This window comes from Streptococcus sp. HMSC10A01 (genome assembly GCF_001807785.1).
Lineage (GTDB): Bacteria > Bacillota > Bacilli > Lactobacillales > Streptococcaceae > Streptococcus > Streptococcus gordonii.
In genome coordinates, this window is the sequence record NZ_KV790983.1 from 174,966 (window position 1) to 186,548 (window position 11,583).

General features: G+C 41.0%; 8 protein-coding genes. 2 read left to right on the forward strand and 6 right to left on the reverse strand.

The window, feature by feature from the left end; translation table 11 throughout:
* Window positions 1-190 precede the first annotated feature (190 nt).
* The 5 genes from aspS to HMPREF3108_RS08065 all read right to left on the reverse strand — a co-directional run bounded on the left by aspS (window position 191) and on the right by HMPREF3108_RS08065 (window position 8,210).
* Window positions 191-1,927 (reverse strand): aspartate--tRNA ligase, encoded by a 1,737-nt coding sequence (gene aspS / locus HMPREF3108_RS08045; protein WP_070494172.1) that lies wholly within the window; start codon window positions 1,925-1,927, stop codon window positions 191-193.
* Between the two features lie 399 nt (window positions 1,928-2,326).
* A complete protein-coding gene (locus tag HMPREF3108_RS08050; RefSeq protein WP_053794124.1) occupies window positions 2,327-2,884 on the reverse strand; it encodes a cysteine hydrolase family protein in 558 nt (185 codons plus the stop codon).
* The gene (gene codY, locus HMPREF3108_RS08055; RefSeq protein WP_008808441.1) at window positions 2,884-3,672 is read right to left on the reverse strand and encodes a GTP-sensing pleiotropic transcriptional regulator CodY; all 789 of its coding nucleotides are present in this window, start codon (window positions 3,670-3,672) and stop codon (window positions 2,884-2,886) included. The genes HMPREF3108_RS08050 and codY overlap by 1 nt, the downstream gene beginning before the upstream one ends.
* A 286-nt stretch (window positions 3,673-3,958) precedes the next feature.
* Entirely contained in the window at window positions 3,959-6,619 is a 2,661-nt protein-coding gene (locus HMPREF3108_RS08060) for an SEC10/PgrA surface exclusion domain-containing protein (RefSeq protein WP_048778223.1), read from the reverse strand.
* Window positions 6,620-6,995: 376 nt separating this feature from the next.
* Window positions 6,996-8,210: a pyridoxal phosphate-dependent aminotransferase gene (locus HMPREF3108_RS08065; protein ID WP_011999940.1), complete on the reverse strand. Its 1,215-nt coding sequence runs from the start codon at window positions 8,208-8,210 to the stop codon at window positions 6,996-6,998.
* A 389-nt stretch (window positions 8,211-8,599) separates the two neighbouring features.
* On the opposite strand from HMPREF3108_RS08065, the gene HMPREF3108_RS08070 reads away from it, so the two are divergent.
* The gene (locus HMPREF3108_RS08070; protein WP_011999938.1) at window positions 8,600-9,052 is read left to right on the forward strand and encodes a universal stress protein; all 453 of its coding nucleotides are present in this window, start codon (window positions 8,600-8,602) and stop codon (window positions 9,050-9,052) included.
* Between the two features lie 36 nt (window positions 9,053-9,088).
* Here HMPREF3108_RS08070 and HMPREF3108_RS08075 read toward each other — a convergent pair whose 3' ends face one another.
* Window positions 9,089-10,480, reverse strand: coding sequence for a Cof-type HAD-IIB family hydrolase (locus HMPREF3108_RS08075; RefSeq protein WP_070494174.1), 1,392 nt, complete (start codon window positions 10,478-10,480; stop codon window positions 9,089-9,091).
* A 63-nt stretch (window positions 10,481-10,543) separates the two neighbouring features.
* Here HMPREF3108_RS08075 and HMPREF3108_RS08080 point away from each other — a divergent pair, with 63 nt between their 5' ends.
* Window positions 10,544-11,506, forward strand: a complete 963-nt coding sequence (locus tag HMPREF3108_RS08080) for an asparaginase (RefSeq protein WP_061601532.1) — start codon at window positions 10,544-10,546, stop codon at window positions 11,504-11,506.
* Window positions 11,507-11,583: the final 77 nt, after the last annotated feature.

Below are 11,583 nucleotides of genomic sequence, written 5' to 3' on the forward strand. Positions count from 1 at the left end.
CGTAGAATATGTGAGTTTTAGCGACTGAAAATAAGAATTTGAGATGAGTTCTTTATTTCCAGAGCTTAGCTCACGTTTGATTTCATAAGCTAGCGGACACCGATTTGTTTAGCATCCACTAACTCCTTTCTTGGGCTTATTCCTGCTATCTTTCAGGAATTCGCATCATTTCATTTTACCATATTTGGCTCTATTTCTTCAATTCCAAATGCAATTCTTTTACCTGTCTTTGGTCAACCAGACTCGGACTTTCCAGCATAGGATCAAAGCCTGTACCATTTTTTGGAAAGGCGATGACCTGGCGGATATTTTGCTCTCCAGCCAAGATCATAACTAAACGATCCAATCCTAGAGCTAAACCACCATGTGGCGGGAATCCGTATTCCAAGGCTTCCAGGAAGAAACCAAAGTCCCGCTCATAGTCTTCTCGACTCATACCCAATAGCTCAAACATAGCTTCCTGAGCCTTCCGGTCATGAATCCGCAGACTTCCTCCGCCAATTTCATAGCCATTCAAGACGATGTCATAGGCATGGCTGCGGAATTGACCAGGCTCTTGGCCTTCTTCAAAGATTCCCTGTGTGAAAGGATGGTGCATGGCTTGATAGCGGTTTTGGTCTTCATTCCACTCCAGCAGTGGCCAATCGACAACCCAGAGAAAATGAAGTAGACTTGCGTCAATCAAATCCAGAGCTTTTGCAACTTCTAAACGTAGATGTCCCAAAGCTTCCTGTGCTCGACGCTTCTTGGCCATGACTAGCAGGATGAGATCTCCATCCTTAGCCTCAAAACGCGCCAGTAACTTCTGACTTTCAGCCTCAAAGGTGCTAGCCAAATCACCAACCAACTGACTATTTTCAACCTTGAGATTGGCAAAACGACTGCAGCCAAATTCCTTCATTTCCTGATAGTAATGACTCAGTTGTTTCTTACTAAAAGCACTGGCTGCATCTGGCACACAGATTCCCATCACTTCCTCTTGGTTATCCAAGGCTTTCTTGATGAGAAGAGAGTCATTGGACTGGCACAAATCCGTTAAACTCTTCAACTCTAAACCAAAGCGTGTGTCCGGCTTGTCTGAGCCAAAGCGACTCATAGCTTCTTCATAGCTGATAGTTGGGAAATCTTCTGTCAACTCTAAACCATGAGTCTTCTTAACAACAGCCTTGAGCATAGCTTCAACTAAAGCGCGGATTTCTTCCTCGCTGGCAAAACTCAACTCCAAATCCACCTGGGTAAACTCTGGCTGACGATCGCCTCGCAAGTCTTCGTCACGGAAGCATCGAACAATCTGATAATAGCGCTCAAGGCCAGCTCCCATCAGTAACTGCTTGAGCATCTGCGGGCTCTGTGGCAAGGCGTAAAATTGATTTTTAAAGATCCGACTAGGAACTAAGAAGTCTCTAGCACCTTCAGGAGTTGACTTAGTCAGATAAGGCGTCTCCACTTCCAAAAAGTCTAAACCATTCAAATATTCTCGAATAGTTGAGGTGACCTGATGACGAACTTTAAGGTTATGTGTCATCTTCTCACGGCGCAAGTCCAGGTAGCGGTATTTCTGACGCAGGTCTTCCCCTGTATGGGCATGCTGATCTAGCTCAAAAGGCAGGGCCTTGCTACTAGCAATGACTTCAATCTTTTCAGCCCTCAGCTCTACCTGACCAGACTTAATGGCCTTATTAACAAAACGCTCTTCACGCTGAACTACTTGTCCAGTCACTGCAATAAGATCTTCCTTGCCGATTTCTTCCAACTTAGCAAAATCTTCAATTTCACCGCTAACAAAAACCTGAAGCAAGCCCTCACGGTCCCTCAACTCAATAAAGGCCAGCTTACCGTGATTGCGGATATTGGCCACCCAGCCTTGTGCTGTCATAGTCTGTCCGACTTGCTCTAAACCATAGTTTCCGATAAAAATTTCTTTCATCTCTTCCTCTTTCTTTATACTCTCATTTCGTAAAAATTTCTTTTTCTATATTCTTGATTTCCCATACCAATAGCCCACCAAATCATTATAGAAATCCATTGCCGGCTTCCTTGTTGGTTGATCAAAAAACCTTAGATATAACTTTTTTCTATTTTGAATAAAATCTTAGAGATATAGAAAAAACCACAGCTTCCTCTGAAAAACAGACGAAAACCGTGGTACCACTGTTATTTGCCACCTAAGAAGGTAGCCTCTAAGCTCGTAACGTGAGCAACGTTTGCGCTTTATCACACAAAAGATTATGAAACATGTTCTTCGGATTTTGTCTTCTTGGCGCTGCTCTCAACTTCCAGCGCTCTCTGTGCAAGTTAACAAACCTACTCTGCTTCTCTTTTACTTTTAAATTGTTTCTATTATAGTCGAACCTAGTACATTTTGCAAGTGATTGAGGGCAAATTTGTGATTTTCCTCTGAAATCGAAGCAACAGCCGGCTCTATCACTTGGATATGGTAGCCTAAATTATAGGCATCTATTGCCGTATGCAAGACGCAAATATCCGTCAAGACTCCTGTCAAAATGACCGTATCTACATGTCTTTCTCTCAAGCGAATATCTAAATCCGTCCCAGAAAAAGCCGAATAGTGACGCTTATCCATCCAAAAGACCCGTGAATCTCCTTTATGTTTCTCATAGAAATCTGCCAAAGGCCCATACAAGTTTCGACCACTAGTTCCCTTGATATTGTGGGGTGGAAAAAGCTTGCTTTCAGGATGAAAGGCATCGTTCTCATCGTGGGCATCAATAGTAAAGAAGATATAATCTCCACGCTCAAAGGCCGCCTCAGTTACTTGGGCAATGGCTTCAGAAATTGCCTGAGCAGGCGCTCCTGCAGTTAATTTACCCTCATCTGCTACAAAATCAACTGTATAATCAATGGAAATTAGCGCTTTTGCCATCAGTAGTCCCTCTTTTTAATTTCCTCAAAAACATCTGGAATCAGCACTTTCAGATAGGTCCCTTTCATTCCCAAAGACCGGCTCTCAATGATCCCAGCACTCTCTAGCTTACGCAAGGCATTGACAATAACAGACCGCGTAATTCCAATACGGTCAGCAATGACAGAAGCTGTCAAGTGGCCTTCATTCCCATTTAGCTCTCCTAAAATGGCCGAAACAGCCCGTAATTCTGAATAAGACAAAGTGTTTACTGCCATTGTCACTGCTGTACGACGACGGATATTCTTTTCATCTTCTTCTCTTTGGAAATTCAATAACTGAATGCCCACAACGGTACTTGAAATTTCTACTAAGACCAAATCATCATTATCAAATTTCTCGTCATTTCGCCAAATAATCAAAGATCCCAAACGAATCCCTGAAACATGAATAGGTGCAATGGTTGTCAAACCATCTGGAAAATCCGACTGTGTCTCAACCGGAAAGATGGATAATTCATGCTCGACTGGCAAATTAGCCTCTGTATCGTAAATTAAATTGGCAGAACGAATATAATCATCTGGGAACATTTTAGTTTGGTAGAAGGCCTCTACACGGTCATTGTTTGTTTTGTACCGCATAAAGTAACCCAACAAACGTCCCTTGCTATTAACAATACAAGCATTACAGTCCATAATTTCTGCCAACTGTCTTGTAATGTCATTGTATGGCAACTCTTCTTGAAGCTGCTCTTCAGAGCGCTTCAAAATAGATGTAATTTTTCTTGTTTTTTCTAATAAATGTGCCATAAGCCACCTCGTATTTAGTCCGATTGATTATATCATAAATTGACAGAAATTTCAATAATTATCTGAAAATTGCCTATTGAATAATAATTCTTTACATTTTATCCAGCGAACGATTTTAGTTCCTTCAAAACCAACATATTTTTGAAAACAGCGCGAGGTCCTGATTTAAATTTATTGGGATTTCAACGCTTCTTTTTTTGAAAGATAAAAGGAAGCTAGGGTTTTAACTTACCCTAACTTCCGGCCTATTATCTTGTTTGCTATATCTATAGTTTTTTCAAAAAATCTAGTTTTTACTCTCTTTTTTATGCTTCCAGACCAGCAATGCAAAACCAGATACCAAAGCGAGAATTCCGCTCATCATCGCCCAGACCGAAAGTCTGCTTCCAGTATTTGGCAATTTTGAAGAGCCTACAGACGTCTGCATGGAATGATTTTCACCAGGGTCTGATGACGTCGATGCCACTCTGTTAGCAGGCGCTTTGCGAGTAGCAACTCCTTTAACAATCGGCTCCTCTTTCGTTTTCACTAGCGGATCTGGGCTAGGTTCTTGCGTCTGCATTTCCACGCTTGGATTAGACTGGACAGAGCCATTCAAGTGCTTCTCTGTCTGATCCAAAATATTTCGATAGTGATCATCGCGTTTTTGTTTCTCTTGAGCTTGGATTTGAGCAGCTAAACGGTTATAGAGTTTCTCTGCTTGGGCCTGAGCAGCTTTCAGCTCTGATAGAGTCTGCTGTTTAGCTGCTAGATCGCTTGTCTTATCAGCTAAATCCTTCTCAGCTGCTGCCAGATTGGCTTGAGCTTGTTCCAGATTCGTTTGAGCATCCTGCAGGTTTGCTAAATTCTTTTGGGCTTGATCCAAAGCAGTCTGAGCTTGAGCAACTGCCACTTGGGCGGCATCACGCTTGGTTCGAGCTTGATCCAAAGCCTGATTGGCCTGAGCCAACGCTTTTTCTTCTTGAGCTAGTCTATCTCTGGCTACAGCTTGGGCGGCCTGAGCAGCCGACAAGGTCTCTTGAGCTTTTGAGAGGGCAGCTGCCTTATCTGCCTGATCCGAATTCGCAAGATTCAGTGCCTCTTGAGCCTTAGATAATTTTTCTTGATTCTTTTCTAATTCCTGCTTAGCAGTAGCTAGGGCGGCTTGGGCAGTTGCAAGTTCTAGAGGCGCTTGCTTGGCTTCATCTAATTGTTTTTGCGCCACTTGCACCGCAGTTATAGTTTGGTCATAAGCAGTTTGAGCAGTACTTTTTTCTGCTTGCGCTTGATCATGAGCGCTTTTAGCTTGATCATAGGCTGCCTGAGCCTGGGCTAAAGCTTGCGGATCACTAGAAGTAGAATTTCCACTGGCTGTTAAAGGTGTAGCATCAAAGTTATTTTTTGTCGCATATTTAACTTGATCTTCGGAAACCATAGTGAAATGGGCTACCGTGATATCGCTCTCCATCGAAAAATCAACGCCTAGATAATTTTTCTGGCTTCCTGTATTAAGACCAGAAATTGATTTGGCATGGACCCATTCATAGCCATTATACATAAATTCAACAAGAGAGAAGTAGATGTCTCGCTTCATATCTGCCACGCTCATCTGAGCTGTATTAGCTCGCCAGATATAGGCATTTTCGTAGTATTGAAGCCCTTGTTGCTCTTGCTCAGAAGTGGTCGTGACCAATCCATATTCACGAGCCACCCGATTTATCCCCCAAGTATCATGGTGATAGCGATTCATCAAATCCCAGTTCCAATTGTCATTTCTGTATGCTTGGGAAACCTTGTCAGCAAACTCTAAAGATGATGGAGTTAGTAAGGTTTCACCCGTTCCCATTTGAGCACGCAATTGGTTAATTAATTCTGAAGCAAACTGCGATAACTCTCTGCGAACCTCATAAGGAATATTATTGGTATCATACATTTTAGTGCTATCATTCGGATCTGCTATGTAGTTATTGTAAGATTTGGCCTTATCGTTAACTGCTGTCAACGTTGCTTCAATCTGACTGATTTGAGATTGCGGTGTATTTGGATCAGCCAACTGTTTCAATGCGGCAATATACTCCGGCGTCATGTAAAGCCTGTTTTTGTTGTTAGAAACAGAAGGTTTCAGACTGTCATTTTCAGTAGCCTGGGCTGCTTCCAAATTTGCCTGTGCCTGACTGAGCTTAGCTTGAGCTTCAGCTTCCTGAGAACTTGCTTTATCCAAAGTTTGTTTAGCCTTTTCAGCATCAGAGTCTGCCTGAGCTTTATTTGAAACAGCCTGATCAATTTTTTCTTGACGCTGACTATCTGATTGCTCAGCCTTGTTCACTTCCTCCTGTGCTTTATTGACTGCAGCCTGACTATTGGCTACATCTGCTTTTGCTTGTTCAAGATTTGCAGAAACTTCTGCACTCGATCCCTCTTGACTCTTTTGAGTTCGTTCCAAATCAGCTTGAGCTTGACTAACCTTTTCGTCTGCTTTTTTCAGAGCTTCTTTAGCCTCTTGAGTTTTTTGAGCTTGAGAGTTTGCCTGATTCTGACTTTTATCCAGTTCAGTTTGACTTGCTTGAGCTACTTTTTCTGCTTCCTTCACGGCTTCCGTTTGATTAGCTACAGCCTCTCTAGCCGCTTCTTTAGTTGCAGAAGATGCTTGAGTCCCTTCTTCAGCAGTTTTAACTGCCTCTTTTGCCAGCTCAGCATTCGCTTTGGCAGTTTCTACGGATTTTTCCGCTTCCTTGACCGCTGCTTCCTCTTCTTTGACCTGCTCATTCTTTTGATCTAAGCTGTCTTTAGCAGCATCAACTTCAGCCTTATTAACTGCTGAAACAGCTTGGGTATTTGTCCCTTGATCAATCGTATCTTCTGGCGCCGGCTTGCCTCCTGTCACTTGATCTGCTTTGGCCTCTTTGGCAAAGAGCAAAGACAAAGCAAGGGCACCAACAGAAAATGCACTCAGCATTTTTTTAAACATAAAAACTCTCCTTTGTGTTTAAATCTTTTCATCATTAGTAAAATAATGATGGAATTATTCTACCATCTTTAGATTTGACAGAAAAGTAGGTACCCAGTTCATTTGGACTTCAAACAAGAGAATCGAAAATTTTGTCATTAAAATGTTACATAAAAAATATACGAAAACTTGATAAAAACAAACATAATTTCCACTCCCATTTTTTTAGATCTGCTTTTATGTCATTTATTTCATTTTTTTAACAATTTTAAAATTAGAACTATTTAACTTAAAAAGTTAATTTAGAAACCATCTGATACAGTAATTTAGCCTTATTCCATTTAAACAACAAAAAAAGAAGAACATTTCGTTCTTCTTTTCACTTTTATTAACTTAATTAGCGCCGGTATTGTTGCAAGAAACGAGTCATTTTTTCTTGCACTTGGGCCAATTCATCCACACGTGGCAAATATACAATCCGGAAATGATCAGGATCCTTCCAATTGAAGCCACGGCCATGAACTAGCAGAATTTTTTCTTGTTTTAAGAAATTTAAAACAAACTGCTCATCATCATCGATCTCATACATTTCGCGATCAATCTTAGGAAAAATGTATAGTCCTGCCTTTGGCTTGACTGCAGAAAGACCCGGGATGTCATTGATAGCTTTATAAATGAAGTTACGCTGTTCATAGATACGACCGCCTGGCAACAATAACTCGTCTACAGACTGATGTCCTCCCAATGAAGTTTGAACTACCTGTTGGGAAAGAACATTGGAACAAAGACGCATATTAGACAGCATATTCAGACCTTCAATATAGCCTTGAACATGCTTTTTGGGACCTGATAGCGCCATCCAGCCGACCCGGAAACCTGCAATGCGGTGAGATTTTGACAAACCATTCATGCTGACACAGAACAAATCGGGTGCTAGACTTGCAATAGCCGTATGCTTCTCACCATCCATAACCAAACGGTCATAGATCTCGTCTGCGAAGATAATCAAATCATTCTGACGGGCAATCTCAACAATATCTTCCAATACTTCTTTTGGATACAGGGCTCCTGTTGGGTTATTTGGATTAATAACGACAATAGCTTTGGTGTTTGAAGTAATTTTTGATTTAATGTCATCAATATCTGGATACCAATCCGCTTCTTCATCACAAAGATAATGAACTGCATTTCCGCCCGCTAGGCTTACTGCCGCTGTCCACAATGGATAATCCGGCATAGGAACCAGAACTTCATCTCCATTGTCTAGCAGGCCTTGCATAGACATTACAATCAGCTCACTGACACCATTTCCTAGGTAAATGTCTTCAATTCCAACGTTAGGAATATTTTTGAGCTGGCAATATTGCATAATAGCCTTCCGAGCTGAGAACAATCCCTTAGAATCAGAATAGCCTTCACTACTACGAGCATTGATAATCAAGTCATGAATGACTTCATCTGGAGCAGTAAAGCCAAACTCAGCTGGATTTCCAGTATTTAAACGCAAAATCCGTTCACCATTCGCTCGCATGCGCATAGCTTCTTCGAGAACTGGGCCACGAATATCATATGCTACATGCTCTAGTTTGACAGATTTATTGTATTCTTTCATTTTGAACTCCTCGTTTCAATCAATCGTCTTATTATAACTCAATTTTTCTCAAAAATCCAAAAAATATCACAAAAATATTGATAGAAAAAATGATTATAAATTCCTGTAAGGGAAGCTCTTTGCTCTTCGTTCAGCTATTTGAGCCTTGATTTCTTTTCATTTTTTAACGAGAATTTCTCCCCTTCTTACCGAAAATTGCTTTACTTCTTTCATGAAAAGGTTTACAATATAAATATAAGAGAATTTTCAGCAAGGATTAGAACTCTTAAAACAATCTTCATATTTTATGAAATAGAATTCAAGTCGAAAGCTAGGCTTTCTTTATCTATCTCTTTCGACAGGTTCCTAAACTGCTGAAACTTTCTTAGCATCTTTATGGAGGTAGGCTTATGTTACAAAAATATGAAAATATTCTAGTTGCAATTGACGGTTCCCGTGAAGCAGAATTGGCATTTGAAAAAGGGGTTAATGTTGCCCTTAGAAACAAATCTCGCTTAACCATTGCTCATGTTATTGATACTCGCGCTCTTCAAAGTGTATCAACATTTGATGCTGAAGTATATGAAGAACTACAGGAAGATGCAAAGAAATTAGTCGCAGGCTATGAAAAGAAAGCTCGTGAGGCTGGTGTTGGTGATGTTGTTACTGTAGTTGAACTTGGAAATCCTAAAACTTTACTAGCAACAGAAATTCCAGATGAACAAAAGGTTGACTTAATCATGGTTGGAGCAACAGGGCTCAATGCTTTCGAACGTTTATTGGTCGGTTCTTCATCTGAGTATATCCTACGCCATGCTAAAGTTGACTTGCTCGTTGTCCGTGATAGCGAAAAAACCTTATAGAGATTTTGTTTTAGACATAAAAAAACTGAGTTGATCTCAGTTTTTTTCTTTGGAACCACAATTTTTCTCGTAGGCTTTTATCTGCCTTTCTAATTCCTCTTTAATGGCTGGTTCTGGCGCATATTTCTCTTCCCAATCATCCGGCTTTAAAATTTTATGAGTTACTGGATCAAAATGGGCCTTACCGTCAGGGAAAATTTTACCCATATTGGCTTGATGGACAATTGTGAAAAGGCGTTCTGGATCTACCCCCATTAAAACAAAGCTTCCATAAGTAAAGTAAAGTGTGTCAATCAAGGCATCTACTTGACCAACTAAAGAAATTTCTGCCGGACTCTTTCCCTTAACCTTGGTAGCAGCCTTATCTAAGGCTTCATGCATATGAACAACAGCTTCTTCAAACTCTTCTTCTGACCTACTTGAAGCGCGTAAAAATTCCACTAGTTCCTCTAGTTTAAAGGCTGCCCGGTGTCGAGCTCCCTCAGGCATCCATGCGATTGGTTCTTCCTGGGTCTTCTTATCCATGACTCCATGAAATTCTTTAACCTTATTAAAATGATGGTCACTACTAGTAAAGACTTTCTCGCTTGCCAAAATCCCAAAATGCTCCAAAGCTTTATGAATCCCATCTTGACTATTGCTAGTCGTTGTATGCTTGGCCACTTCTTTAACCTTACTGGTTCCATTTCCCATTGCAATCGACATGCCTACTCCCGACAACATTTCAAGATCATTGTCTGAATCGCCGAAAGCCATCACTTGGTTAATATCAAAGCCATATTCTTTTCCTACACGCGCAATACCCTGCAACTTTGAGGTATCCCCATTGATGATGTCTGCCGCATAGGGACTAGAACGAGTAAACTTCAAATCTGGGAAATATTCCTCCATAGCCTGAGTTTCTTCAGGTGTAGCCAACATCACCACTTGATAAATGGGCTCTCGCGAAATATCCAACAAATCTTTTTTCTGTTGTGGAAGAGCTTTACTAACAACCCTATTAAAGCCATGACTAATATAACGAGTAAAACCTTTAGGCACAAAGCGACTGCTCCACTGAGAGAATTTGCTCATGCCAAAGCGCATAATATGACTGCCAACCATATCTGTTTCTGTCCCAAGAGCAATTTCCTTTTTATGCTTTTTGGCATAATCAATGATTTCTCGAAGACTAGACTTATCAATAGGGGTCGCAGAAATGACCTTTTCCTTTGAAAATATATACTGGCCATTATAGGTAACTGCAAAATCCAAATCCAAATCTTTCATGAAAGATTGGACGAAAAAGGGACCTCTTCCTGTGGCCAAACCGACAAAAATACCTTGTTCTTTCAGACTCTGAATAGCCTGCTCTGTTGATTTGAGGACAGTTCGGCTGTCATTGACCAGGGTACCATCAATATCAAAAAAAACAGCTTTTACTTCCATACTTCTTATTCTTTCCTTTTATGATAAAATAAATTATAACACAATTTGGAAAGAAGCTCATCTATGAACAAAAAAATATTGGTATTGCATACTGGTGGCACCATTTCTATGCAGGCTGATGGAACTGGTAAAGTCGTAACAAACGACGAAAATCCTATGAATCATGTTACCGTCCCCTTGGAAGGTATCCAAGTTACGGCTCTCGATTTTTTCAATATCCCTAGCCCCCATATGACACCAGAACATATGCTTCAACTCTATAAAAAAATCAAAACCTCTTCTAAGGATTTTGATGGAGTCGTCATTACCCATGGGACCGATACCCTTGAAGAAACAGCATATTTCCTAGACACTATGGAAATCCCTGACATCCCAGTCGTCCTCACAGGTGCCATGCGTAGTTCAAACGAGCTAGGTAGCGACGGGGTCTATAATTACCTTTCTGCCTTGCGTGTAGCTGCTGACCAGAAGGCTCACGGCAAGGGCGTCTTAGTCGTTATGAATGATGAAGTTCACGCAGCCAAATACGTTACCAAGACTCATACCACAAATGTCAGCACCTTCCAAACTCCAACCCACGGCCCCCTTGGACTTATCATGAAACAAGAGGTTCTATATTTTAAGACAGCTGAGCCACGTGTTCGTTTTGACTTAGACAAGATCACCGGTTTTGTCCCTATCATCCCTGCTTATGCTGGCATGAAGACTGAATTACTAGATATGCTTGATTGCAACCGTCTTGATGGCTTGATCATTGAAGCTTTCGGGGCAGGCAACCTGCCTCAGGAAGTCGCTGAAAAATTAACCTATTTTATCAATCAAGGAATTCCTGTTGCCTTGGTATCCCGCTGTTTCAATGGTATAGCTGAACCTGTCTATGCCTACTCAGGTGGAGGTGTGCAACTTCACGAAGCAGGTATTTATTTCGTTAAAGAGCTAAATGCTCCTAAAGCCCGTCTTAAACTCCTTATTGCTCTCAATGCAGGACTTTCAGGCCAAGAACTAAAAGAGTATCTAGAAGGATAAACAAAAACCAGCCGAGATTAAATCTCGACTGGTTTACTATTTTTCATCAGGATTATGAAAGGAGGGGTAATGAAAAA

Bases quoted from the DNA above. Each gene is read 5' to 3' on its own strand.
- HMPREF3108_RS08065 (WP_011999940.1), bottom strand. From the start codon at position 8,210: ATGAAAGAATACAATAAATCTGTCAAACTAGAGCATGTAGCATATGAT.
- HMPREF3108_RS08080 (WP_061601532.1), top strand. From the start codon at position 10,544: ATGAACAAAAAAATATTGGTATTGCATACTGGTGGCACCATTTCTATG.
- codY (WP_008808441.1), bottom strand. From the start codon at position 3,672: ATGGCACATTTATTAGAAAAAACAAGAAAAATTACATCTATTTTGAAG.
- HMPREF3108_RS08075 (WP_070494174.1), bottom strand. From the start codon at position 10,480: ATGGAAGTAAAAGCTGTTTTTTTTGATATTGATGGTACCCTGGTCAAT.
- aspS (WP_070494172.1), bottom strand. From the start codon at position 1,927: ATGAAAGAAATTTTTATCGGAAACTATGGTTTAGAGCAAGTCGGACAG.
- HMPREF3108_RS08070 (WP_011999938.1), top strand. From the start codon at position 8,600: ATGTTACAAAAATATGAAAATATTCTAGTTGCAATTGACGGTTCCCGT.
- HMPREF3108_RS08060 (WP_048778223.1), bottom strand. From the start codon at position 6,619: ATGTTTAAAAAAATGCTGAGTGCATTTTCTGTTGGTGCCCTTGCTTTG.
- HMPREF3108_RS08050 (WP_053794124.1), bottom strand. From the start codon at position 2,884: ATGGCAAAAGCGCTAATTTCCATTGATTATACAGTTGATTTTGTAGCA.